Source organism: Nostoc sp., assembly GCF_036917435.1.
Classification (GTDB): domain Bacteria; phylum Cyanobacteriota; class Cyanobacteriia; order Cyanobacteriales; family Nostocaceae; genus Nostoc.
This window is the reverse complement of sequence record NZ_JBALDM010000006.1, coordinates 110216-134030: the sequence shown is the minus strand read 5'-3', so window position 1 is coordinate 134030 and position 23815 is coordinate 110216. Positions and strand designations below refer to the sequence as shown.

At 41.9% G+C, this 23815-nt stretch carries 23 protein-coding genes and 1 pseudogene; 15 read left to right on the top strand and 9 right to left on the bottom strand.

Annotated elements, in window-relative coordinates; translation table 11 throughout:
* Positions 1 to 82: 82 nt before the first annotated feature.
* From V7K98_RS02770 to V7K98_RS02750, 5 genes are all read left to right on the top strand, one after another.
* Complete coding sequence (locus tag V7K98_RS02770) at positions 83 to 835, top strand: response regulator transcription factor (RefSeq protein WP_335019302.1); 753 nt, start codon at positions 83 to 85, stop codon at positions 833 to 835.
* A 53-nt stretch (positions 836 to 888) separates the two neighbouring features.
* The gene (locus tag V7K98_RS02765) at positions 889 to 2208 is read left to right on the top strand and encodes a sensor histidine kinase (protein WP_335019301.1); all 1320 of its coding nucleotides are present in this window, start codon (positions 889 to 891) and stop codon (positions 2206 to 2208) included.
* 28 nt (positions 2209 to 2236) lie between these two features.
* Complete coding sequence (gene phoU, locus V7K98_RS02760; RefSeq protein ID WP_335019300.1) at positions 2237 to 2905, top strand: phosphate signaling complex protein PhoU; 669 nt, start codon at positions 2237 to 2239, stop codon at positions 2903 to 2905.
* Positions 2906 to 3448: 543 nt separating this feature from the next.
* On the top strand, positions 3449 to 4081 hold the full coding sequence (locus tag V7K98_RS02755) for a Crp/Fnr family transcriptional regulator (RefSeq protein ID WP_335019299.1): 633 nt from the start codon (positions 3449 to 3451) through the stop codon (positions 4079 to 4081).
* A gap of 129 nt (positions 4082 to 4210) precedes the next feature.
* Positions 4211 to 5890: an iron uptake porin gene (locus V7K98_RS02750; protein ID WP_335019298.1), complete on the top strand. Its 1680-nt coding sequence runs from the start codon at positions 4211 to 4213 to the stop codon at positions 5888 to 5890.
* 82 nt (positions 5891 to 5972) lie between these two features.
* On the opposite strand, the gene V7K98_RS02745 is transcribed toward V7K98_RS02750, so the two are convergent.
* Positions 5973 to 6233, bottom strand: a complete 261-nt coding sequence (locus tag V7K98_RS02745; protein ID WP_335019297.1) for a hypothetical protein — start codon at positions 6231 to 6233, stop codon at positions 5973 to 5975.
* A 269-nt stretch (positions 6234 to 6502) separates the two neighbouring features.
* Here V7K98_RS02745 and V7K98_RS02740 point away from each other — a divergent pair, with 269 nt between their 5' ends.
* Together V7K98_RS02740 and V7K98_RS02735 are read left to right on the top strand one after the other, a co-directional pair.
* Positions 6503 to 7108: a DUF3318 domain-containing protein gene (locus V7K98_RS02740; RefSeq protein ID WP_335019296.1), complete on the top strand. Its 606-nt coding sequence runs from the start codon at positions 6503 to 6505 to the stop codon at positions 7106 to 7108.
* A gap of 514 nt (positions 7109 to 7622) precedes the next feature.
* Positions 7623 to 7814: a hypothetical protein gene (locus V7K98_RS02735; RefSeq protein ID WP_335019295.1), complete on the top strand. Its 192-nt coding sequence runs from the start codon at positions 7623 to 7625 to the stop codon at positions 7812 to 7814.
* Positions 7815 to 8025: 211 nt separating this feature from the next.
* Here V7K98_RS02735 and V7K98_RS02730 read toward each other — a convergent pair whose 3' ends face one another.
* The 5 genes from V7K98_RS02730 to V7K98_RS02710 all read right to left on the bottom strand — a co-directional run bounded on the left by V7K98_RS02730 (position 8026) and on the right by V7K98_RS02710 (position 11988).
* The gene (locus V7K98_RS02730) at positions 8026 to 8430 is read right to left on the bottom strand and encodes a hypothetical protein (protein ID WP_335019294.1); all 405 of its coding nucleotides are present in this window, start codon (positions 8428 to 8430) and stop codon (positions 8026 to 8028) included.
* A 319-nt stretch (positions 8431 to 8749) separates the two neighbouring features.
* Positions 8750 to 9922 carry a nicotinate mononucleotide-dependent phosphoribosyltransferase CobT gene (cobT, locus tag V7K98_RS02725; protein WP_335019345.1) on the bottom strand — a complete coding sequence of 391 codons (1173 nt, stop codon included), beginning with the start codon at positions 9920 to 9922 and terminating at the stop codon, positions 8750 to 8752.
* Positions 9923 to 10106: 184 nt separating this feature from the next.
* The gene (locus V7K98_RS02720; RefSeq protein ID WP_335019293.1) at positions 10107 to 10847 is read right to left on the bottom strand and encodes a DUF2232 domain-containing protein; all 741 of its coding nucleotides are present in this window, start codon (positions 10845 to 10847) and stop codon (positions 10107 to 10109) included.
* 13 nt (positions 10848 to 10860) lie between these two features.
* Positions 10861 to 11106, bottom strand: a complete 246-nt coding sequence (locus tag V7K98_RS02715) for a hypothetical protein (protein WP_335019292.1) — start codon at positions 11104 to 11106, stop codon at positions 10861 to 10863.
* Between the two features lie 180 nt (positions 11107 to 11286).
* Positions 11287 to 11988, bottom strand: coding sequence for a Crp/Fnr family transcriptional regulator (locus V7K98_RS02710; protein WP_335019291.1), 702 nt, complete (start codon positions 11986 to 11988; stop codon positions 11287 to 11289).
* A 676-nt stretch (positions 11989 to 12664) separates the two neighbouring features.
* Between V7K98_RS02710 and V7K98_RS02705 the strand changes: the two genes are divergently transcribed.
* Together V7K98_RS02705 and V7K98_RS02700 are read left to right on the top strand one after the other, a co-directional pair.
* A complete protein-coding gene (locus tag V7K98_RS02705) occupies positions 12665 to 16804 on the top strand; it encodes a hypothetical protein (protein WP_335019290.1) in 4140 nt (1379 codons plus the stop codon).
* Between the two features lie 423 nt (positions 16805 to 17227).
* A complete protein-coding gene (locus tag V7K98_RS02700) occupies positions 17228 to 17917 on the top strand; it encodes a sugar transferase (RefSeq protein WP_442940388.1) in 690 nt (229 codons plus the stop codon).
* Between the two features lie 54 nt (positions 17918 to 17971).
* On the opposite strand, the gene V7K98_RS02695 is transcribed toward V7K98_RS02700, so the two are convergent.
* Complete coding sequence (locus tag V7K98_RS02695; RefSeq protein WP_335019288.1) at positions 17972 to 18808, bottom strand: carbohydrate ABC transporter permease; 837 nt, start codon at positions 18806 to 18808, stop codon at positions 17972 to 17974.
* 235 nt (positions 18809 to 19043) lie between these two features.
* Positions 19044 to 19235 (bottom strand): annotated as a pseudogene (locus V7K98_RS02690) (Uma2 family endonuclease); the annotation flags it as partial.
* A 100-nt stretch (positions 19236 to 19335) separates the two neighbouring features.
* Between V7K98_RS02690 and V7K98_RS02685 the strand changes: the two are divergent.
* From V7K98_RS02685 to V7K98_RS02665, 5 genes are all read left to right on the top strand, one after another.
* Complete coding sequence (locus V7K98_RS02685; RefSeq protein WP_335019287.1) at positions 19336 to 19692, top strand: Spx/MgsR family RNA polymerase-binding regulatory protein; 357 nt, start codon at positions 19336 to 19338, stop codon at positions 19690 to 19692.
* A 101-nt stretch (positions 19693 to 19793) separates the two neighbouring features.
* Positions 19794 to 19961: a hypothetical protein gene (locus V7K98_RS02680; RefSeq protein WP_335019286.1), complete on the top strand. Its 168-nt coding sequence runs from the start codon at positions 19794 to 19796 to the stop codon at positions 19959 to 19961.
* 129 nt (positions 19962 to 20090) lie between these two features.
* On the top strand, positions 20091 to 20597 hold the full coding sequence (locus V7K98_RS02675) for a DUF1993 domain-containing protein (RefSeq protein ID WP_335019285.1): 507 nt from the start codon (positions 20091 to 20093) through the stop codon (positions 20595 to 20597).
* A 251-nt stretch (positions 20598 to 20848) separates the two neighbouring features.
* Positions 20849 to 21058 carry a hypothetical protein gene (locus tag V7K98_RS02670; RefSeq protein WP_335019284.1) on the top strand — a complete coding sequence of 70 codons (210 nt, stop codon included), beginning with the start codon at positions 20849 to 20851 and terminating at the stop codon, positions 21056 to 21058.
* A gap of 155 nt (positions 21059 to 21213) precedes the next feature.
* Positions 21214 to 21351: a hypothetical protein gene (locus tag V7K98_RS02665; protein ID WP_335019283.1), complete on the top strand. Its 138-nt coding sequence runs from the start codon at positions 21214 to 21216 to the stop codon at positions 21349 to 21351.
* A 250-nt stretch (positions 21352 to 21601) separates the two neighbouring features.
* Here the strand turns inward: V7K98_RS02665 and V7K98_RS02660 are convergent, their stop codons facing one another.
* Entirely contained in the window at positions 21602 to 22807 is a 1206-nt protein-coding gene (locus V7K98_RS02660; RefSeq protein WP_335019282.1) for a glutathione S-transferase family protein, read from the bottom strand.
* Positions 22808 to 23210: 403 nt separating this feature from the next.
* Between V7K98_RS02660 and V7K98_RS02655 the strand changes: the two genes are divergently transcribed.
* The gene (locus V7K98_RS02655) at positions 23211 to 23813 is read left to right on the top strand and encodes a hypothetical protein (RefSeq protein WP_335019281.1); all 603 of its coding nucleotides are present in this window, start codon (positions 23211 to 23213) and stop codon (positions 23811 to 23813) included.
* Positions 23814 to 23815: the final 2 nt, after the last annotated feature.

Sequence of the window (23815 nt, the reverse complement as noted above, 5' to 3'; positions counted from 1 at the left end):
GAAGCGCGGTTGCACTAAGGCGAGATAATAGATTTGATCATGCTAATTGATACAAGCACAGTCCCAGACTTTTGTGATATCAATGTATACCACTGAATCGACCAAATACTCTGCTAGAACGGACATTGGACAAACCAGCCGGGTTCTAGTAGTCGAAGATGAAGAATTAATCCAGGAAATGTTAGCTGTAGCCCTTGAAGAGGAAGGTTACGGGGTGATAACTGCACCCGATGGGCGATCTGCTATGGAGTATCTCAAAAGTTTTGAAACCAACTCAGGGGAAGTTCCCTTTGATTTGGTCATTCTTGATTTGATGCTGCCGCAAATCAATGGGCTAGATATTTGCCGTTTGTTGCGTCATCAAGGAAATCCAGTACCCATTTTAATGCTTAGTGCTAAGGGTAGCGAAACTGACCGCGTTCTGGGGTTGGAGGTGGGAGCAGATGACTACCTCACCAAACCTTTTAGTATGCGTGAGTTAGTGGCTCGTTGTCGCGCTTTACTCCGCCGCCAACGCCTAAGTAATTTACCACAACTACCAGTATTAAAATTTAAGGATGTTACCTTAAATCCTCAAGAATGTCGGGTGCTAGTTCGTGGCCAAGAGGTGAGTCTTTCGCCTAAAGAGTTCCGCTTGCTGGAATTGTTTATGAGTTACGCCCGTAGGGTATGGTCACGGGAACAATTGCTAGACCAGGTTTGGGGGCCAGATTTCGTTGGTGATAGTAAAACCGTAGATGTTCATATTCGGTGGTTGCGCGAAAAATTAGAGCAAGACCCCAGTCATCCCGAATATATTGTGACTGTAAGAGGTTTTGGTTATAGGTTTGGATAATTAGTTTAGATAGTTGTTAGTTTTTAGTAGTCACCAAAAAACTAACAACTCAAATGCTTTTATTGGGATTTTTTCTGGGTTTAGCGGTAGGCATTGGGTTTTGGGTTGGGCAACAGGTTCAACTTAACCGCTACCTGGGGCGCTTACTCCAACCGTTAACCTCCCATTCTTCCAATATGGGACTGCTTCTAACTCCTGGGTTATGGCAGAAAATAGCGATGGTGAAGCAGCAACGGCAAGATATGCAGCAGTCATTGCAAACTTACCAAGACCTGCTAGATTTTGCACCAGTGGGATATTTGCAGGTGGATGAAGAAAATCAACTGCTTTGGTGTAATCGGCAGGCGCAGGAAATTTTGTATTTGCAAAGGTGGCAGCCAGAACAGGTACGCTTGTTATTAGAATTGGTGCGGTCTTACGAACTTGACCATTTAATTGAGCAAACTCGCGATCGCCAAAAACCACAGACGGGAGAATGGATATTTCATCCATCTTTTGATGATGCGGCAGAGATGTCAACAATAAAGTCTTTGGCTTTACGGGCATCTAGTTTGCCTTTACCCAATGGACAAGTTGGGGTGTTTTTAGAAAATCGTCAACCCCTATTAGATATAAATCAAGTACGCGATCGCTCTTTTTCCGATTTAGCCCACGAACTAAGAACGCCCTTAACTTCCATTCGCTTGGTTGTGGAAACGTTACAAATCCGCTTGGAACCGCCTTTAAATCGTTGGGTTAACCGTTTGATGCAAGAAGTTGATCGACTGATTAACTTAGTGCAAAGCTGGTTAGACTTGACTCAAATGGAAGCCAACCCAACCATACAATTACAAGCCAAAGCTGTAGAATTGCGATCGCTCATTACATCTGTTTGGGAAACACTAGAACCTCTAGCACAGCGTCAAAATCTATCTCTTTCTTATTCTGGACCAGAAAATCTCTGGATTAAAGCAGATCAAGCCCGGATTTTCCAGGTTTTTCTTAACTTGTTAGACAACAGTATTAAATACAGCCCTTCTTCTACAAGTATTTACGTTGAAGCGAAAATCTTATCAACAAAAGATCGCGAGCCTACTTCCCCAATTCTAGAAATAAATCTTATTGATTCTGGAGTTGGGTTTTCTGAGGCAGATTTACCCCACGTTTTTGAGCGATTTTATCGAGGAGATAAGGCGCGAACCCATTCCCCACAAGATGGTAACTCCATAGGCGCGATCGTTGGTAATGGTTTAGGTTTAGCGATCGTTGAGCAAATTCTGATCGCTCACGGTGGTTCAATCAAAGCTATGAACCATCCAGAAACTGGTGGTGCGTGGATGCAACTACAATTTCCTCAAGTTATGGCAAACTCCTTAAGCCAAGACTATAGTTAGTAATATCTTCACCTTTAAGACAACAAGTGTGAAAGCTGTCCATGATAATCTCAATCCTCAAAGACCCCAACTCGCACGCGCCATTAGGCGCTTAGAACGAGATGTCTTACGTATGGGTGCTTTGGTAGAACAATCATTTCGCCTCAGCCACCAAGCGTTATTTGCTCGTAACTTAACAGCAGCTGAGCAACTTCCCATATTAGACAAAAAGATCGATCGCTTTTATCGTCAAATCGAATCAGACTGTACGGCGATTATGACGCTGCAAGCGCCTACATCTCAAGATTTGCGCTGCTTGAGTGCCTTTATGCAATTGGTGCGAGATTTAGAGCGCATTGGCGATTATGCTGAGGATTTAGCTGAGATTGCGATTAAAATTTTTCCTTATGCGCCTCATCCGTGTTTATCTGAGATTGAAGCCATGTCTCTACACGCCCAGTCGATGTTAGCAACTAGCTTGAAGGCTTTGGGAGATTTTGATGAAGGCGGTGGTCGCCGTTTAAAGCACCTAGATGATACCGTAGACGATGCTTACGATCGCGTTTATCTAACTTTAGCCCAACAACGGGATGTGCCTGGTGTAGTCGAGCCAATTGTGCTGCTAGCACTGGCAATTCGTTGTCTAGAACGGATGGCAGATCATGCAACTAATATCGGTCAGAGGGTAGCATATATCGTTACAGGGCAACGATCTTAATTGACGTGCTAGATCCCCGACTTCTTAAAGAAGTCGGGGATCTAAATCTATGTAAAGTAAGGGTAATTTTCCCCTGGCATCTTCATAATTATAGGAATCCGGTTTGATTTCTGAAAATATCCGTAGGATGTGTTAGCGACAGCGTAACGCATCAAACCCTTGATAATAGTGCGTTACGAACTCCGTTCTAACACACTCTACAATACCTAGTTTCGTTCAGAAATCAAATAGTAATCCTATATCAGAAAACCCTCAAGAATTAAAAATAAGTTAACTCAATATTTTACTAAAAGCTTACCTATTCTTAAACTTACACAATTAAAGTAACAAATAAATAACTGAAAAATTATGGTCTATCTAACTGATAGATAGATACATTAAATAAGAAGTTGTTAATAACACCAGAAGATTTAGAGTTAGTTTCTAGCTCTAACCAACAAGAATACACTTTCAAATATACAACTAAATTTTGATACAAATTATTAGAGTTTCTTAATCATTCTAAATAGCAAAGATTCCCTGATAATTATGTAGTTACGGTTAATGATGTATTCCACAACTCCCACTTCAAACTCTTCTGCCCTGTCAAATAATTCTGCTTTCGACGGACAATTACACCAGCAGATATTTAGTCGTAGGGAAGTAATTCCACTTCAAAACGATGTACTTTGGCGGATTGAACACGGTGCAGTTCGTACCTTAACATGGAGTGAAGATGGAACATTCATCACTCTCGGTTATTGGGGACTAGGGGATTTAATCGGCTATCCTTTGTCTAAAGTCAAACCCTACCAGATTGAATGTCTCACAGGGGTGGAAGTGAGTATTGTACCACCTCATTTATGGCATCAAGATGTTAACGCTTTGTTGTCTCACATTCAACAGGCAGAGGATCTATTAAGCATTGTGCATCGAAAACCAATTTCGCTACGCTTATGGCAATTTTTAGTGTGGTTAAGCGAAAAATTTGGGCGTGATGTAGATAAAGGCAAATTAATCGATCTAAATGTTACCCATCAAGATATTGCTGAAGTGTTAAATACCACAAGAGTCACAGTTACCCGGCTCCTACAACAGTTAGAAGAAGAAGGAACAGTGTTACGTCATAAACGCCGCATTATTTTGCGCTTACCAAATCAATTAATCAAAAATTATGGTTCAGCAATATCTAATTGAAATTGCTTGTAATAATCACAGGATGTAAGGTATAGTCATGACTGTGATTGTGTGTAGAATTCCTGAAAGTAAAGTGCTATAAGCATTTTATCATTACTGGATTGTATAGGTGTGAGTGAGAGTAAAAACATGACAAAACGATTCTGGAATGTTATTAAGATTAGTCCGGTTGTTGTAACTGCGACCTTTTTAGCTGCAAATAGCGCTCTAGCTGCTGATGTAAATGAAAAGATAACAAATGTTGCCCAATTATCTGAAGCTCAAAATTCTAACAGCATAGATCAAGTAACATCAGTTTCGCAATTTTCGGATGTGCAACCCACAGATTGGGCATTCCAAGCTTTACAATCCTTGGTTGAGCGCTACGGCTGTATTGCAGGTTATCCCAACAGTACCTATCGTGGGAACCGTGCTTTGACCCGTTATGAATTTGCCGCAGGTTTGAATGCCTGTTTAGACCGGGTTAACGAACTGATTGCTACAGCTACTGCTGATTTGGTTAGCAAACAAGATTTAGCTACTTTACAGCGCTTACAAGAAGAATATGCTGCTGAACTAGCAACTCTGCGCGGTCGTGTGGATGGATTAGAAGCCCGCACTTCTGAACTAGAAGCCAATCAGTTCTCTACTACCACCAAGTTGGTTGGAGAAGCAATTTTCAACGTGTCTCAGCCTTTTGGTGGTGACAGAGCAGATCCTCGTGCTACTAATACGAGCGCAAGAACCAAATTGAATTCTAACACCACTTTTTCCGATCGCGTTCGTTTGAACTTGTATAGCAGTTTCACTGGTAAAGACCAGTTGCAAATTCGGTTAACTGCTGGGAATATCGTCAATAATAATACTGGTACTGGGGCGACTGGTACTAACATGACCCGCTTGGGCTATGACGTGGGTACTGCGGACAACAGCCTTAGCATAGATAAAATCAACTATGCTTTCAATTTTGGTGATGCAATACGTGTCAAGATTGATGCTAGTGGTGGTGAGTTATGGGAGAATACGAATAACTTCAACTCCGACTTTAGCAGTTCTGGTAAGGGCGCTCTCTCTCGTTATGGACGTTTCAGCCCTATCTACCGTCAAGGTCAGAATGGTGCTGGTTTGACTGTTACTTTGAATCCTAACGAAGCTATCAGCTTAACTGGTGCTTATTTAGTGCCTTCAACTAGTAATGGTGCTTTTGGTGCTAACAATCCCAACAATAATACTGGGCTGTTCAATGGTGATAACACTATCTTTGGACAGTTATCTTTCAAACCCAACAAAGCCTTCAATATTGGTCTAACTTACGCCCACACCTACCTGGCTGGCAATAGTACCAACAACCTTTTCCAAAGTACAGGTAGTGGTTTTGCAAATAACCCCTTTGGCAGTAGTAATACTAATGGTACTCGTATTGAATCCAACAACTACGGTGTAGAAGCTACCTTCCAATTTAGCCCTAAGTTGGCTCTTAGTGGTTGGGGGGGTTACACAACTGCATCTACTCTTACTGGTGCTGCTAGAGATGCAGAGATTTGGTACTACGGTGCAACACTTGCTTTGAAAGACCTTGGCGGCGAAGGCAACGTTTTAGGTATTATCTTTGGCCAACCACCTAAAGTTACTGGTGGCAACATAAGAAATGTCGGCACCAATGGTACCCTTGACAGAGATACCTCTTATCATTTAGAGGGTCTTTACAAGTACAAGGTTTCCGATAATATTCAAGTCACTCCTGGTTTATTGGTAATCTTCAATCCAGAGAACAACAATAATAACGACACTGAATATGTAGGTACTCTACGTACTACCTTCAGCTTCTAAAATTGGTGATGGGAAATAAACCTCAGAATTAGATAAGCAAAAGCCCACCTTGAGGTGGGCTTTTGTTCAGGAAGAAAATTAACTATGTGGGACTATAATCTGACCGATCGGATAAATCTTTAGGGGGGCGATCGCTACTCCAAGCCCACCACACAGTACCACAGTGGCAATAATAGAACTCTTGCCATTTACGACGACGATCTTCTGTAAGCACAGGCGATCGCCGATTTAGCCAAACTTTCTCAGCTTCTCGGCTAGTTGAGTGGCAATTAGGACAGCAAAATTCGTAGGCATGTATTGCCTTATTTGTCCATTCAGGCGGGAGGGTAGCAAAAGCGTCCATGTCGTTACAAATGTAGTATCAATGGTTATCCAAAACTCTGAGGTTTTGAACTTGGGGGCATACGGATACTATAAAATCCCCCCACACTATCGAACTGCTTATCAATATTCTTATGGCTTTGTCTGAACTATTTACAAATCACTATTTAAAGAGGTTTTCCCTAATAGAATAACCATTTATAAAGATTCTTGAGCATCTCACAAATCAAAGGTTAACACGAATGGTAACTAAAATAATTACTATGCACATTATGGCTAATAATTATATTTATGGAGCCAAATATTGAAATTCGCCGTTTATTAGATGTAATGCCTGCTTCTGGTCGAATGACGACAAAAATTGTTAGTAAGCCGGAACAAGCAAAAGTGATTAACGCCTCCTTTCCCCAACCCTGGAATCAGGCGCGACCGATATATATTAATTTCGATTTGTGGCCTCGCCTAGCAAAACCGCAACGAGACTTACTGCTGTTGCAGATGGTTAGCTGGTTGACAGGGGTAAAATGGTTTAAACCTGACATTTATCAGGGTGTAGTAGTAGCGGGGCTGTTAGGCGGCATATTAGAAGCATCACAATCAGATGTAGTGGGTGTAGCTGTAGCTGGGGGATTAAGTGCGATCGCAGCCTTTCGGATCTGGCGGACTAATAAATCTCAAGAATCAGAGTTAAATGCCGATGCAGCCGCAATTCGCATAGCACAACGGCGTGGTTATTCAGAAGCTGAAGCAGCGCAACACCTGTTGTCTGCAATTGAAGCGGTAGCCAAAATTGAGGGGCGTTCTGGTTTAAATTTTACTGAGTTGATTCGTTGCCAAAACTTAAGAGCGATCGCAGGGTTATCACCAGTGGGTATACCAGAAAGTTACGATGGGTAGTAGATTAAACGTCTCTGCTACCCATTTGTAGTAATTTGTGGGTTTTTGATAGCGATCGCTCCCAAAATATCTAAAATTAAGATGAGATTTTGGTCTTATCTAAGCTTAATTTGTACTTTTTTCTCATTACAGCAAGCTTTTAGTCATAAATACGACTTTGTGCATTTAGCTCAAAGCTTCTAACAGATTAGAATAGATGAGCTTCCAAGTAGCTGCAATGCATGGGGCTATTCTACACTGGAATAAGAGAATGTATGTTTAACTGACTTAGGAACGTGGATTAAATAAAATGCAAAACTTCATCCTGTCTCTAGCTTCCCTCTCCTTATAAAGGAGAGGGATTGAGGGTGAGGTAAGCGAGGGACACAAACCTGTATGTTATTTAATTCTTATTCCTTAGATGTAAAAAAAATGGAGAATTTTATGATATTTTCTCAGTGTTGCTTATGAAATGCTTACCTTGTGTGTTAAAACTTAACTTAAATTCTGTCAGTTACTAACGGAGTTGATAGGAATGGGTAACTTTATTATTTTTGTCTTGATAGTGGCTTACGGAGGCGGCGTTTGGAAGTTTTGGAATGGGTTTGGACGGACTAATTTTAATCCAACTTTGACCAATCGCATTGGTTTATCGTTGCTATGGCCAGCTTTGTTTATTACAAATCAATCCTATCGTCGAAACTTTAAAAAGGCGTTGAAAGGTTAGAGTTTAGTATTAATTCTAATGTCCTCTGAGGGTAAGGTTGGCATCTATCTCAATATAAATCTAACCCATCAACCCCCTTTCCATACTATGGAAAGGGGGTTGTATTTGCTCATCCTAACAAGGAGATAAATTAGGCAAAGGATAAGTTCGTAATGTTAACAAGTGCAAATTGCTAAGTGTTGGGAAGTACTTTCACCGATCAATTTAGAAATTATTTACCATTGGTCAGCAGATGGATTGCTGCGCCGACAGCTGCACCATCAACAGCATTCCCAAGAGTATCTCTCTTATCGCCAGTAACTACGCCAGTCACTGCGCTAGCACCTGCACCAACTCCGACATCTTGACCAATATTCCGGTGACGACGATTGCGAGTGTTTCTCAGACCATTTGCACCATTGACGGCTGCACCAGTGACACCACCTTTAACAGCGTTGCCTAATACATTACGCTTTCCTCTAACGGCTCCGGTGACGACATTGGTAACAGCCCCAATACCTGCATCTCTTAGTACTTGGTCATCAGCAGCAGCTGGTTTAGCAGGAACCAAGGTTACACCAGCTAGACTTGCAGCCATGAGGCTGGGTAGGAGTGTGCGTTTTAGGATATTATTCATTGTGTTACCTTCTCAATACATCAAACAATTAGCTAAAAACCGAAGTTACTGAGGTTGGACAAAATCTAATTTTTTATCGGAACAACAGCAACTATTTATTGTTTGAGAACATATACATAATCGCATTTATCAAGTCATAACTGTATCCTCTGAAAGCATGAATATAGATTAAGCCTTGAGAAGGTCTTTCTGATTTCTTAGGTGATAGTGGAGATTACACATTGACAAAATCAATTAAATATGAATTAAAATCTGTCGCTACGAAACCTTCATTTTTTCATTACTAGCAGCTATTTTATGAGGATCAGCCGTATAGTTTTCACTCTATAATTAGCCGTTCAAGCTGGGATTCAATGGCTGATAAAAGTTGGTGTTGCTGCCAATCTTGGCTCAAATGGGCGGCTATGCAAGCTGCTCCAGCACCCATACCTTCTTTCACAAAGCCCTGTTCATAAGCTCTCAGTTGGGGATAACGAGAATCAGCAAAGCTCAGATTGGTTGCGAATAGGGTAGGAGTTCTTGCACTCTGAGTTAAGTTATCTTTTCCTAAGCTGAGGGCTAAGTCAACTGTAGCGCCAGTGGGATCTTCTGCCACCCAACGGGTTGTGCCTACAACTACTGCTTCTGGTTGCCATGATAAGGCGTAAGTTTTAGCGATCGCACCGATCAGAGCATAAACCGCCAGCATTTGCGTTCCACCAGCCAGCATTACACCGCAACTACGACTAGCTGCGATCGCCATTCCAGCTACCACTACTTGCATGGGATCGCCCACGGCAGCGACAAGTTTTAGAGGATCTACAGAATTTTGGATTGAAGATTGCAAATTTATCTCCCCCTGCTCCCTGTTCCTCCTCATCTTCTCTAGCCCAGCTTGCACTAATGCCCACTTTTGCCCGTGGTTACAGATAGGGTGGCTACTGTTAACTTTTCCCGCAGCATTTATACCCAAACCAGTTAAGATTGCCAAGGCAGTTGTAGTGCCTCCAACGACACACTCACCGAGAATTACATACCCTTCTTGCATATTGGCAGCAAGGCGTTCTCCCCAAAGTAACCCTTGTTCAAACAAGTGGTGTACCACTGTAATTTCCATAGCAGCACCTCCACTTAAACATTTAGCAGGAGCGCCACCCAAATCAATTACTGGCACAGCAGGAGGTTGGGGTAAACCAGCATTAAACAAATTAACTGGTATATTTAGCGACTCAAATACCGCGCGAGAAATCAGCACAGGTGAAGCCCCAGCCGCTAATGGTGGTAAGGGATATTGGGCTTTATGTTCTGGGCCGTAATACAAAAACTCGGCATCAGCACAAGCGGTATATTTTCGATCCTCTGGAGTGCGACCGGCGGCTGAAATCCCTGGAATTAAACCAGTTTCAGTAAATCCTAAAACACAGGCAAATAGGGGTAGACAACCACGATACCGTCGAAGCCATTCTTCACCCTGTTCTTTTTGGGTGTAAATATGAATTTGGGCATTGGGCATTGGGCATTGGGCATTGGGCATTGGGAATTGGAAATTGGAAATTGGGAATTGGTGATTATTTACTAGTTAGGACTCATTATTTAACTGTGTCAGCGCGATCGCTTGCTCCAAGCAGTTGCAGACCCTTTTTCAGCGAAGCAAAAAGGGGTACTTCACCCAAGGACAAATGACAAATGACAAATAACTATGATTCATAATCCATTAGAACTTGTACCCAGCGAGGTGGACGGGGAATGGGGTTGCCTAGACGCTCAAAAAGCAACCATGCTGCGAGGTGTACAACAAAAAGGTAGATAAAATTGTTAAGTAAAATTAAAGCGATCGCTCCAATTTGAATCAAAAACACATTGGGACTAGCCAACAAACTCAGCTTCAAAAATACCCACTCAATGAACTCAGTCACTTGGGTAATCACATAAATCCATAGGTCTTCACCGGACAAAACAGACAGCAACCACAGCCGAAAGAAAACCCCCAAAGTACCCAACAGCGTACCCAAGGTGATAGAGACAATCCAGGGAACACGACGACGATACCATGTCGCTCCTAAAAGCACGCCCATAAATCCGTAGGGCATCACAAACAGCAAACTGCGGGCTGGCCCCATCAGTACCGTCAGCAGTAACCCAGAAGTGAGTGCTGCCATCCATGCCGCCCGCTTACCCCAACGCAGATAAACTAGAGCGATCGGCACCGGAAAAAATATCCGCAAAACTGGCCCCAAGGGAAAGTAGAAATTAATAAACCAAATTAAGCTAGCGGTACTGGCTAAAAATGCCGTTTCTACCATCCTTAAGGGTGCATCAGCTTTGAGTTTAGGAGGCATTAATTGCTGTTCTTTGTCTAACCAATGATTGTGGGGAGTTGGAGATTTAGGCGATGGATCTTCCTCCGGTTCATCTGGGAGAGAATCTAAAATACTCATATTTAACAAGTTCTTAACGAATCACACTCCCCAGGCTCAATGTACTCATGGGTGGGGATTGTGAGCGGGTGATTTCTCTGGTAAAATAGTCGCGGTCTTGACCCTCCGGGTTCAAAATCGCTCTTTGAGGGAAACCCTCAAGACCGCGTTTTTCACCATCAATGCCATAAGCAAAAACCAAGCTAACAGGTGAGGCACTCCGCCCTTGCGGTTCCCCGACTTGAAGGAAGTGCCGAACCCGTAAGGGTACATGTTGCAAGAAAAAGATTTTGGTCTTGTCTTGAAAAGTTCTGCGCCCGGAAACCGGGACGCACAGACTTTTCGCTGGGAATCAGGACTCCTGCCCTTGGAGGGAATGCCAGACTTTCTAGTACTACGGAGTGCTGGAGGCTATTCCCGATGAATTGGGAAGCCCCGTCCGTTTATACGACAGGGCAGTTCACACGATCATTCTTTCTAAAGCTGACAAGTCTGGAATACAAACAGTGTCTTGATCCCGTCTAATCAAGCCTTTTTTTTCTAGCCTTGTCAACACTCGTGTTACAGTTTCTCGTGCTAGTCCGCTCAAGCTACTCAATTCCCGATGAGGTAAATTCGGGATTTCGGTTCCTGTTTGCCCTTTTTTTCCCTGTCCTTCTGCCAGAAATAGCAACGTATCTGCCACCCGTGACTGGCTATCAGATTCCCGCAACCGCAATCGGCGATTTACTTGCCGCAAACGTCGCGCCATTAGTTGCGCTAATCGAACTCCTGCCAAGGGTTCTATATGAAGTAACTTGACAAAATCCTGAGCAGGCATACTGCCAATTACTGTCGGGGCCAAGGTAATCACATCTGTGGATCGAGGGACTTCATCTAGCGCTGCCATTTCACCAAACAATTCCCCTTTACCAAGAATATTCAGCGTTACCTCTTTTCCTTCCAGATTGTAGGTGCGAATTTTCACCCATCCGTCCATAATAAAATACACAGAACCACCCCAGTCATTTTCTAGCAGAATCACCTGATTGGCTGGGTGAGTGCGGGTGACAAGATGAATGAGGGCTGATTCCACAGCAGGTTCTGGCAACCCTTGAAAAAAGGGAGCCGAGGCGATCATCCAGGGATTAGCCTGTGCTTGCAAGCTATATCGGTCTTCCATTAGGACATTTTTATTCAAGCATATACACACAACAAACAAGAGCGCCATTTTCAGCCTAAACCATCAAGGCACAGCTCCCTTTGAGAGAGAAAACTAAACTATGCTACATAAGAAAGCGACAAGAACGTTTTTCTAAACAATCTTTACCTATAAGTAAAAACGGGGTAAAAGTTTTGCAAAAAGTAGTTTATAGCCGGCAGTTGTATTGCTTAGGGGCTAGCTGCACTGCAAACTTGATTAGTTAAAAATATAGGCAAACAACATCAATGATACTAAAGGGAGTAAATTATTGCTCAGGTATTTTACCGATTTTCAAAAATAAGCAACCAATGAGCGGCAAAACTTCTAAAGAAGGCAGGAAGCAGGAAATTGGGATTTATCTGTTACTCTCAACTTCATCTAATTGCAAGCAAGCTACAAAATTGCAGATTTTGGCGCGAGACTTAAATTCCTGTTGGCTTACTTTGGTCGCTGCAAGAGAGAGAGAGTAGATTCTTCTCTCTTAAACTACCTTTTTTGTTAACCAAACCCTGACTGAAGATTGCCACGACTCCCAGTAATCCATAACATAATGACAGTCACAAGTCCAAGCAGTGGCTCTTGCTACTCAAAACCTTGGTGATTGTAAAGTAATTGTCACATTAGTGAACATACATTTTTAGGTAAGGTAATAAAAGTGACTTCCAGTGCAGATGAAATTCAAAAGCTGATCGCAGACATTGACAACTTACTTGCCAGTGGGGGCAAGCGTTTGTCTAGATTTCTACCTGGTCAGGCGCAGGAGCCTAAAGAGGTTTTAGAACGAATTCGCAACTTCTTGGTGAGGCTCCAAGAAAAAGAAGCATTAGAGAGCGGCATCGCAAATCAGTCTTCTGAAGAACCGCGATCGCCCTTGGCGTTGTCGGAGCGATCGCCTTTATTAACAAAATTTATCGATCGAGGTTATAACCAGTATCCACTACCGCCTCTCGAAGCCAATCAGGAAGAGAGTTCTGTTGTAAGCGGACAATTAAAAAATGAATTTTCGAGTTTGATCCAGCCATTGCGATCGGAATTAGAACGGCTGTTGCAAGAGCAAGCCACTCTCATACAAGAAATTCGGCAGCTAGAGCAAAGGCGATTGCAAAACTACTCCTTAGCGCAGCAGTTGACAAACCAGGATCAAATGATTACCGAGTTTTTACAAGTACTCATGAGTCGCCTTGTGCCAACTTTAACGCCACTATTAGCACAAACGGGGGAAAATTCTGCCATTTCTTCAGGAGTAATTAATCAGGTAAACTCAGAATCAGCAACCTCTGTAACTCAACCTTTATTAGAATCAGCAGACCGTGTGGAGCAGTTAACCCAGCTAGCTAGAGAGTTAGATCAACGCTTATTATCACTAGATGGAACTGTGAATGTAGTATTTGAGGCACTACAGCGCAATATTAATACTTATTACGAATCACTGTCGCAAGCACTGGCAAGGATGCATGGCAAGGGAATGGAAGGCGAACAGTTGATGTCTAGCTTTCTCAATAATTTAACCCAGCATTTACAGCAACAATCCCCTAATTCTCCATCATCTATCTCAGTAGGAGAATCTGATATATTACCATCATTGCCTGAGCTAGCCGCGATCGCTCCTGAAACTGCGCCCCAACCTTTGGAGCAAATCCTGCCAGAAATTTCATTTCCACCGATAATTAATTCTGAGCAACAGGATACGACCCTCACAGATGATTTAGATGCAGTGCTGTTGCAACTTGGTATAGACTCGTCTCAATCTTCTGAAACCCCGACCGAATTAACACAAGATATTTCTGCATTAGTTGGTGATGAAGTAGACCAACTTTACGCCAGTTTGTTTGGTACTGGTGATTTTAATAATCTCAGTCTTGATGTAGCCACAAACGACTTATCTGCTTCCACAGCTTTCCAGAATATCGCTGAGAGTCCATCTATCCCTCCAACTGGGGATTCTGCGGTTGTGATACAAGATACAGGTATTTCAGCCCAAGAGACTTTAGTAGAAACCACAGATTTATCACCACAGCCACAGGAAGAACTATTTTTTGAAGAGGATACTGACCTCGATTCGCCTTTTAGCTTTCCTACACCACAAACAGACAGTTCCCCCACGGAACTCGACCCTCAGATAGCTAGTTTTTTTGAAGAGGATACTAACTTCGATTCGCCTTTTAGCTTTCCTACACCACAAACAGACAGTTCCCCTACTCAACTTGACACTCAGTCACCAGCTAGTGTTGATACAATTAATGCCCTAACTGAACTATTGCCTGATACAGTTAGTGAGCAAGAAGTGGTGGAAGTCGAAATTTCATCCTTTGTGGATAGTGGTACAACTACAGCAACAGTTACTCCAGAAGTACCAGAAATTGCGTTAGCAAAGCCTACCGTTGACGTAGCCTCTCCAAGAGTTGGTATCGCTCCACCAGAAATATTGATCGACAAGGATCAGCCAGAACCGTTTGTAGATAACTACATTGCTGCTTCGCCTCAAGAAAACTTGCTCTATGTTGAGTCAAACCAGTCTCCAGCCATACCTGATATTTCTTTAGATGAAGAACAGTTGCAGCAATTAGATCGGGATTTAGCTAATTTTGATCGGCAGCTAAATTCTGAGTCACAGCCATCTACCAACTTTGATATTTCCTCGGAACTGATTGATAAAACTCAAGACACAATCCCCACAACTCCCCCTGAGTCGCAAACAGAAAATACCTCAACTGCGACTTTATCCAGTTTGGCAGTTCCCCAGGTCGAAACTGAAGAAAAAAAGGAAGTCACAACTCCCATTCAAGACAGTTCTTTACCTTCAATTTCTAACTCCACCAACAATCCAGAAGTTTCGCTCCATGTTGGAGAGTCAGTTTGGTATTTAGGAATTGATTTAGGTACAACAGGAATTTCTGCTACATTATTAAATCGCTCTACTTTTGTTGTACATCCTATATACTGGTCAGCAGAAAATCCGTCAAAAACAAGTCCATTTCAGCAATCATTTCGTTTACCAACAGAGGTTTATCTTCCTACAGCTTCTATACCCCAGGGAGAAAATGAAAGCATTGAAGTCCACGATCAGACAGTACCTGCGGCTGTTGCTCAAGATAAAACGCCCGATCACTCGGCTACTACTCCTACAACAACTAGATCAACAGCAGATTCGACAACAAATAATCTCTACTCGGCACAGTTGAAGCCCTATTTACAAATAGCTATTCCCTACAAGAGTGAACGGCAAAAATGGGAACCTGTTTTGCAATTAAATGAATTTTCGGCAGGGCCTTTAATTTGGGTTGTGCGATCGCTCTCTAAGCTACTGTTAACCCTAAAATCTGAAAAAACAAGTACCACCCCTAATTTAATGGCTGCTGCCCTTGGGATCGGCGAACAAGATTTTCCGCAGATTATCAATAATATTGCTGGTGTAATTTGCACCTGTCCATTTAGTTGGTCGGAACAATACCGCTTTAACGTCCGGGAAGCTTTACTTACTAGTAAACTTATCCAACATCCGCAGCAAGTCTTTTTTGTAGAAGAAGCGATCGCTAGTTTACTCCCAGAACTCGATGCTGCTAACGGTGAGCAAGTAAAATTAAGCCAATCTCAAGGTTCTCAACCTGCAAAAACTAGCGAACATTCCATTGTGGGTAACACCCTGGTAATTAACATTGGAACATCTGCCACAGAAATGTTGCTAGTCGATGTCCCAGAAAACCTACTGCAATTGACATACAATGATTTCATGCTCCATAGTTTTGCTTATGCTGGCAAAGGAATTGAGCAAGATATTATTTGCCAGTTGTTATTGCCACCCAAATCTCGGCAATCACGCAGAGAAACACAAAGCAATAACAAAACTACCAGCAGTAATCCTTGGCAATGGCAACCCTCAATTCCTGGTTTAGACCAAATGCGTTGGCAGAGTTTAGGGTTGGAAGAATTAGGACTACCTAGAGTCGGAGAACCAGATATCACGGCACGGATTCGCCTCCAGCAGCGTCTAGAGAGTTCTCTACTGGGACAGGCCGTATTAGAGGCGGCACTAGCCATAAAGCTAATTTTGCAACACCAAGAATCTTTTACTCTAGAATTAGCCGATCAGCAATGGATTTTGCAGCGAAGAGACTTAGAAAGCCAAGTATTTATCCCCTTTGTGCGCCGCCTGAATCGAGAACTCAACAAAATATTGGTAGCTCGTGGCATCCCCACAGAATCCATTAATCAAGCTATATTGACTGGTGGGGTGGCTTGTGTTGGGACAGTAAACCGTTGGTTAAGGCAAAAACTCCCCAGTGCCAAGATTATCCAAGATTTATATCTGGGCGAAAATGGTTCTCCTAATTGCAGCCGGGTTGCTTATGGTTTGGCGATGCTGCCTTTACATCCCCAGATATTAGATATACCCAGGCAACAGTACACTGATTATTTCTTATTTACCGAATTGCTGCGACTGCTACCAGAACGCCCCTTATCTTTCGGTGAAGTTATCCAGTTATTTGAGGGTCGCGGAATCAATACTCGCACTTGTCAGGAACGCCTGCTGGCTTTTTTGGAAGGTGAACTGCCTTCGGGATTGATACCTTCAGTTACAGATTCAACTTGGCTAACCCAGAGTTCACAAGAAAATCCTGACTATGAGGCGATCGCCACAACACCACTTTTTGAAAAACAAGGGAGTCTCACCTATCGTCCCAATTCCCAACAACTGTTATCTCTGCGTCGTTATCTAGATGCGATCAAGGCTAGTAACCAACAATCACTCAATGAACCATATAAAGTGAATTTTGCTTTAGAGGTTGATTATTGAGATTAAGTCAATGGGTCAAATTAAATATAAAACCTCACCCTCCCTCCGACTTCCCTCTCGAAAGTATCGGAGAGGGATTGAGGGTGAGGTTTGATCTTATATTTAATTACGCCTAGCTACTTAGTGCATCAAGGTGGCAATAATAATACTAGTCAAAATTCAAAATGCTCATGTTGTAAGCATTTTGAATTTTGTAAAGCACCACTGGCAATTCACTTTTTGGAACTTTAGCAAAAAACACTATCTTCTTTATTTGATGAGGAAAATATTGTAAATTTACAATATCTTAGCTTAATTGAAAGATTCTGTAAATTTTGGATTTGCAGTGTTTGTTTTTCTGAAATTTTGTGTACATTCATACTCAGTAGTAAAAACAGAAGCAGTGAAAACGGCCTAAAAATTATCTCTATGTCTACACTACTAATGCAAAATTCCCTGTTAGAAGATAAGTTAGCCCTTGTGAATAATCTTTCTCTTTATTCAATTAATTGTTTGCAACAGCCTTTACATCCGTCAACCTTAAGCGTGAGAAAACGGTTAATTGACATCGTTGGAGCTATTGTGGGGCTGATTATTACATTTATAGTAGCAATTCCTGTAGCGATCGCTACCTTTATTGATGAGCCAAGTCCAATATTTTATTCTCAAATTCGCTGTGGTTTGAACGGAAAAACTTTTCGCATCTGGAAATTCCGTTCGATGATCGTTGATGCCGATAAATTCAAGCATTTGGTTAAAAACCAAGCCAAAGGTCACATCTTTAAATCTGTTGACGATCCTCGCATTACTCCTGTGGGTAAGTTTTTGCGGCGTACCAGCTTAGACGAATTTCCCCAATTTTGGAATGTTTTGGTAGGAGATATGAGTTTAGTTGGTACTCGTCCACCTACTCCTGATGAAGTCAGCAATTACGATCCACACCATTGGGATAGATTACGAGTAAAACCAGGCATTACCGGAGAATGGCAGGCTAATGGACGTTCAAGCATTACAGACTTTGAAACTATTGTAAAGATGGATCTAGATTATCAACTCAAGTGGTCTGTAACTTATGACCTGAGTCTGATTATTAAAACTATCTGGGTGGTATTTAAAAAGACTGGTGCTTATTGAATTTGTCATTAGTCATTAGTTTTTCTCCGTGTTCTCTTATCTCTACTTTCTTATTTAACCCTTGACACCGCTACCAGTTTCCGTGGGGACAATGTAACGTTGGAGAAATAAAAATAATAATAATACTGGTGCGATCGCAATTACAGAACCCGCAGCTACCAACCTCCAGTCAAGGGAAAATGTTCCTGCTAGCTTGGCGACTCCTAAAGGAAGAGTGTATAAGTTTTCGTCTTGGATGACAATTAAAGGCCACAAAAAGTCACTCCAAGCACCAATGAATACGAAAATAGCTAAAGTTACCAATGCTGGGCGAACCGCCGGTAACATTATATGCCACCACAATCCTAACTCTGAACTGCCATCCATTCGGGCGGCTTCTTCTATCTCTTTGGGGACACTCATGAAAGCTTGGCGTAAGAGAAAAATGCCAAAGGCAGAAGCCAAACTCGGAAAAATCATCCCTAAATAACTATTTCTCAAACCCAACTGGACTGTCAAAATATAGAGGGGAATCATCACGATTTGGAAAGGAATCATAATCGTGGAGACAATCGCTACAAAAATCCAGTCTCGCCCCACAAACGACAATCTTGCCAAGGGATAGGCAGCTAAAGCGCAAAACAGTAGATTTAAGCCAACCGTCAGCACTGACACCAAAGTACTGTTATACAGGTATTGCCCAAAAGGTAGAGAGTTCCACACACTAAAAAAGTTATCTAGTGTCGGTGATGCAGGCAATAGCTGTGGCGGCGACTGCAAGATATTTTCAGTAGGCGATTTCAAAGCTGTGCTAATTAGCCACAGTAAAGGAAAGAGCATCACCACTGCGATCGCTCCCAACAGCCCATACATTAACAGATTTTGCGATCGTGATTTTTTCCAGTTCAGCATTTTTATGTTGGCTTGATAGCTTATCCCTCTTCTGTCACTCTCCGAAAACACTTACCATTTCTAAATTCTAGAGCTTTTGTATAGCAAGTGATGTCTACGACGGGCTACGCCTATGCTCGATTCTTTATCTAATAACAAATACAAGACCGATTTTTTTCTAATAGTATAGCTTGTATTGATTGCCTCATGGGGCTTCTAGCGATCGCCCTCCGACAACATTTACCGACTCAGTACTCTTGATCCGTTCACCAAGCAGTGTGCGAAGATAATCAGCTGCTTCTGTGTTGTAGTAGGCGTGAGGTTCTCGTTCTGGGGGCATAACAATCAGGTCGCCACGCAATAGTTCAATGGACTGGTCATCAAAGATACCTGCCTCTATTGCTTGGTGATAACGTTTAATTGTCCATTTATAGGTAGTTACGGTCATAACTATTATTTAGTTTTTTCTACCAATTAGACATTCTTGTTTACTTTGATTTTAAAATGAAGCACTGGCTAGCTCACCAGACATTGTTGCAAAATTTTTTATGCTTATTCAAGTCTACGGCATTCCAAACTGCGGCACTTGCAAAAAAGCTTTGACGTGGCTCCAAAACAACAACATTAACTATGAGTTCATTAACACCAAACATACTCCGCCTACCCGTGAGATGATTCAAAGCTGGGTAAAGTCTTTGGGTTTTGCTTCCATGCGAAATACCTCCGGTCAATCCTACCGCGCTTTAGGAGATCAAAAGAATAGTTGGACTGATCAACAGTGGATTGAGGCATTCACTCATGACACAATGCTGCTTAAACGTCCCCTTTTCGTCAAACATGGAACAGCTGTACTCGTCGGCTTCAGGGATGAAGGAATAGTTCGAGAAAAATTAGATTTAGCCTAAACCACTTACCCCAAAGCCAAATCTATCATCAATTCAATATTGTTTCTCTATCACGCTCAACAGCTTTTCCTCAGCAGCAGTATTCCTCAAATGTTTTGTGCGTGGAACGGTACAATCTGCGATCGCGCAATTCTGCTAGTGCCTTACCTGCCTCAAAAAATGCCCGTTCTACTTTCCGTTCCAAGTCCAAGCGATCGCTTTCTTCTTCTTGGTGTCGTCCCCAACTCTGGACGATGAAAAATCGTCCAGAGTTGTATAAGTTCGTTTAAAACATTCAGTATCTTTGGATCTGTGACTAAATTCGGTTCCATATTCTTTGTCACAGTATCACAGTCAATACCCCCTAATATTAGATGGGGCAGCTCAAAATCCTTTCAACTTTTTGTGGAGAAATCTCAATGACCATTTCAATGTACCAAGCTTCAATACCTGTATCTATTCGCACACTGAATAATCTGGTAAATATTCTCCAAAAAGGTGCTACTTATGCGGAAACTAAAAAAATAGATCCTTCTGTGTTTATAAATAGTCGTCTATCCCCAGATATGTTTCCGTTATCAAAACAAGTGCAAATTGCCTCTGACATTGTAAATAGAGGTGCTGCACGATTAGCAGGTATAGAAGCACCCCAATTTGAGGATAATGAAACTACATTCCCTCAACTTATTGACCGCATTCAAAAAACTATTTCTCATTTAAATACATTCAAACCTGAGCAAATTGATGGTTCAGAAGAGAGAGAAATTACCCTACAAATGCGTGACAAGACTCTATCTTTTCAAGGAATGCCTTATCTGTTCTATTTTGTTTTACCAAACCTTTATTTCCATGTCACAACAGCATATAACATTCTCAGACACTGCGGTGTCGAACTTGGGAAACAGGACTTCCTTGGTCAGCCTTAACCCAAGCAATATCTAACCCAATTTTTTCGAGAATTTCCAATCAAAACTTGCGTTAGATATTGCTTGGGTTAGTAAAAAATAGACTTGTTGACTTCTTGGCATTGTGGGGAAAAGTTTTTTATTCTTCAACATTTCCCTTTTCTCTTTCTCGGTAATTACACTGGCTTGAATCTCGCCGATTAATTAGTAAAATCTAATACTACATCAAATTCAATATTTGTTCGGGTATGAGTATGATTTCTTTTAGACCAATGATATTGATTATAGGCATAAGTATTTCTTTACTGCCTCTTTTGTCCAACTGGCGCGTCCAAGCACAAAATCAATCACAAAATATTGAGCTAAAAGTTTATAGTGAAAATCAGCTTAAACAAAACTGTCCAGACAAAGTGAAAAGTCAGGTGAAAAACCTCATCCTTATCAAGAAGGGAGTTTTGCAACAGATGGCTCTATTAACCTGAATGCCTACGCCAGCAACATCTCCGTTCAAGCCAGTAATAGCTTTAGTGTTACATGGGTTGGTACACTCAAGCCGAAATATTCCTTATGCTTTGCATCTGCTGGAATAACTAAAGTTGATGGACAAGCCTATTCTGAACACCTTAATTATTTACGGATGCACTTTGTTAAAGGTAAGGTTTACTTCATCTTAGATTTGGCTGGTGGCTCCGATCCGAATAATTATCCTCTAGTCGTGCTAAACAACAGTTTCAAGAATGGCAATCCTGCCTGGACTTGGGGTGGAAGTGACTAAAGATCATGCTGGCACCATTGCAGATGTCTATTAGAAGTATTCCAAGAGTAAAAGTTTGTTGCGCCGCCTGCTGTTGTGGAAGTTCCACCCGATGATGAGCATAATTCGATTTTTGAGCAGACACTGTAATTTCGCTAGCTACTGATGCTCCACGCAATATAAGCGGTAGGTTTTTGCGATCGCGCAAAGTAATTTCTTTTTACTATTAATTGTTAAAGGAGCGCGATCTGCCAGGATGGATACCTGAACCCTACTTGATGACAAAGTTAGACGGGTCTTGATCTCGTCGATGCTTAGTGGGAATGGGATCTGGCTGCCCATCACCTGCAAGGGCTGCGGTTTTCTCCAGGGATTCCCTCAATCGTTTGGCTGCGTAGATGGACATATCTCGCGGTACATTAATGCGATCGCGCAAATATCGTAGAGCGACATCAGATCCCAATGGAGGTACACAGTCTTCATTGCTCATCATGTGTGTTAAAGCACAACGTAGGGCTTGATCAAACAATTTATCATCTAAGGGATTGACTCGGATAATATTGATGCGGTGTTCGATAGTTCGTTGAAGAGCTTCCATGCGCGAGTTTTCGGGTTCTGGATAAGTAACATCTGGTAGCCCGAACCAGGGGCCATAATCTACCCGCGCTTTATTGAGAAGCATTTGGGCTTCGCCGTTTTCCCAACAGCCTCCCATCTGGGGTGGCAAATCATGTACGTGGGTGTGAAAGTCGCTCTGGGTACCGCAGTAGGTTGGTCGGCTTTCCATTGCCGCAAACCATGCGCTCAAGCGAGGGTTTTCCGAAAGCAGGGAGTAGCCCTTGTAGTAGTAAAGACTCGCATTCATCCGTTCGAGATATGGCGTAAAAATGACATCGACGATGCCGAAGCCCGATAGAAAGTAAGGGCTTGGAGTGCTACCTAGAGCCTCCTCTACCCTAGCCACGACGGCCATAAATTGTTCTCGGTTGAATTGTTCTTGTTGAGAGGAACCAGCTTTTGAACACAGCCAAGCGCACCAGGCTCTAAATAAAAGTCGTTCTAATTGACGTAGAGTCAGCACCATGCGGTCTTCGATGCTTTGGTTCAATGGAGCAAATACCTTTTCCAAAGCGATCAAAATGTCATCGCTTTCCTTAATAATCCGTCCATCTAGCTCGATCGCGGGGAGCATTCCTGATGGTACCTTACGTTTGTACCAACTTTCTTTCTCCCCGTAGCAGAACATTGTCACTTTTTCGATCCGATAGGGGATCTGTTTTTCCTCTAGCCATAACCAAACTTTTTGACAGTAAGGACACCAAGCGTGGTTATCGCGGTACAGCGTTACCCGCACATCAGATTCCGGCTGACCAAACAAGCGCAACCTGGCTTTAGCATTGGTAAGACCATTAACAGTGTCTATTTGATAGTCCGTGAGGGTTTCTAGTTCTTGCCAGGTTAAGGGTGCGGTAGTCATAGGCTCAGTTGTGTAGGGCAATACTTAGGATAATTCTATACTCTACAATATTTTTAGCTACTCTAACTCCCTTCTAGAGAAGAGAACCTTTCTTGGTTGTCTATCAACTTTATTATCGGAAATCTAAACTCAACCGTGCAACCAAACAATTCATAACTAAACTGATTTGGTCGCCAGTATTACAGTATTACTCGCTCATCTCCCAAAACTGCTGGTATTAGTTCCATAAGTTCACAAAATGTCAATGATATTTTGAAAACTATAACTAGCGAAATACCATGCTAAATTCTAACATTGCTAAAAACATCCAAATGCCTATTAGATAATGTTTTTTCCATAATTCGTTTGAGCTTTATTTCTGAATGTTATAATCACCTTAAAATAATTTTCGATAACTATAACTATGTCAACGAAAAAACGCATTGATATTAATCAAGGATCTTTCCTTAATCCCACAGATAAAAAGATAGTTGTCAATTTAGAAAGTGAAGATATTTTAACTTTAATCACGCAAGAGTTAAAAACTCGTTACTCACCAGAAACTCAAAAACAAGCCCTCGAAGAGAGTTCCCAGCTATTGCCTGATTTCGTATTACAAGAATTATTAAAACGCCAAGAGCAAGTAATAAATGTTAACCCAGATACTTTAATACTCGTTAACTGTAATATCACAGAAACAGAGGTCGATGAGTTGGAATTTGATTTGACTGTCGAAGCATATTTTGTAATTGCAGATGCAAATGGTCAAAATCATTTTCGGGCTAGTAGGATAGTTCTTTGGTCGAATATTTGGGGTGATGAACAAAAACTTTTCGATTTGGAAGATGAACTAGGTGAGCAATTCTGGACTGATTATCAAATCGAGTTGCTCTTTGATGAAAAAAATCAGCAACCAGTTGAATTAGAAGTATCACAAACAGATAATTATACAGCAAGGTTACAATTTTACCCATCTCTGAAAAGGTTTTTACCATCCATAGTTCCCTTTACGGATAATGACTTTTAAAA

What these genes read in the sequence shown, in the direction of transcription:
- V7K98_RS02770 (WP_335019302.1), top strand. Translation starts at nt 83, where the DNA reads ATGTATACCACTGAATCGACCAAATACTCTGCTAGAACGGACATTGGA.
- V7K98_RS02765 (WP_335019301.1), top strand. Translation starts at nt 889, where the DNA reads ATGCTTTTATTGGGATTTTTTCTGGGTTTAGCGGTAGGCATTGGGTTT.
- V7K98_RS02755 (WP_335019299.1), top strand. Translation starts at nt 3,449, where the DNA reads ATGATGTATTCCACAACTCCCACTTCAAACTCTTCTGCCCTGTCAAAT.
- V7K98_RS02750 (WP_335019298.1), top strand. Translation starts at nt 4,211, where the DNA reads ATGACAAAACGATTCTGGAATGTTATTAAGATTAGTCCGGTTGTTGTA.
- V7K98_RS02745 (WP_335019297.1), bottom strand. Translation starts at nt 6,233, where the DNA reads ATGGACGCTTTTGCTACCCTCCCGCCTGAATGGACAAATAAGGCAATA.
- V7K98_RS02740 (WP_335019296.1), top strand. Translation starts at nt 6,503, where the DNA reads ATGGAGCCAAATATTGAAATTCGCCGTTTATTAGATGTAATGCCTGCT.
- V7K98_RS02735 (WP_335019295.1), top strand. Translation starts at nt 7,623, where the DNA reads ATGGGTAACTTTATTATTTTTGTCTTGATAGTGGCTTACGGAGGCGGC.
- V7K98_RS02730 (WP_335019294.1), bottom strand. Translation starts at nt 8,430, where the DNA reads ATGAATAATATCCTAAAACGCACACTCCTACCCAGCCTCATGGCTGCA.
- cobT (WP_335019345.1), bottom strand. Translation starts at nt 9,922, where the DNA reads ATGCCCAATGCCCAAATTCATATTTACACCCAAAAAGAACAGGGTGAA.
- V7K98_RS02720 (WP_335019293.1), bottom strand. Translation starts at nt 10,847, where the DNA reads ATGAGTATTTTAGATTCTCTCCCAGATGAACCGGAGGAAGATCCATCG.
- V7K98_RS02710 (WP_335019291.1), bottom strand. Translation starts at nt 11,988, where the DNA reads ATGGAAGACCGATATAGCTTGCAAGCACAGGCTAATCCCTGGATGATC.
- V7K98_RS02700 (WP_442940388.1), top strand. Translation starts at nt 17,228, where the DNA reads ATGCAAAATTCCCTGTTAGAAGATAAGTTAGCCCTTGTGAATAATCTT.
- V7K98_RS02695 (WP_335019288.1), bottom strand. Translation starts at nt 18,808, where the DNA reads ATGCTGAACTGGAAAAAATCACGATCGCAAAATCTGTTAATGTATGGG.
- V7K98_RS02685 (WP_335019287.1), top strand. Translation starts at nt 19,336, where the DNA reads ATGCTTATTCAAGTCTACGGCATTCCAAACTGCGGCACTTGCAAAAAA.
- V7K98_RS02675 (WP_335019285.1), top strand. Translation starts at nt 20,091, where the DNA reads ATGACCATTTCAATGTACCAAGCTTCAATACCTGTATCTATTCGCACA.
- V7K98_RS02670 (WP_335019284.1), top strand. Translation starts at nt 20,849, where the DNA reads ATGATATTGATTATAGGCATAAGTATTTCTTTACTGCCTCTTTTGTCC.
- V7K98_RS02665 (WP_335019283.1), top strand. Translation starts at nt 21,214, where the DNA reads ATGCACTTTGTTAAAGGTAAGGTTTACTTCATCTTAGATTTGGCTGGT.
- V7K98_RS02660 (WP_335019282.1), bottom strand. Translation starts at nt 22,807, where the DNA reads ATGACTACCGCACCCTTAACCTGGCAAGAACTAGAAACCCTCACGGAC.
- V7K98_RS02655 (WP_335019281.1), top strand. Translation starts at nt 23,211, where the DNA reads ATGTCAACGAAAAAACGCATTGATATTAATCAAGGATCTTTCCTTAAT.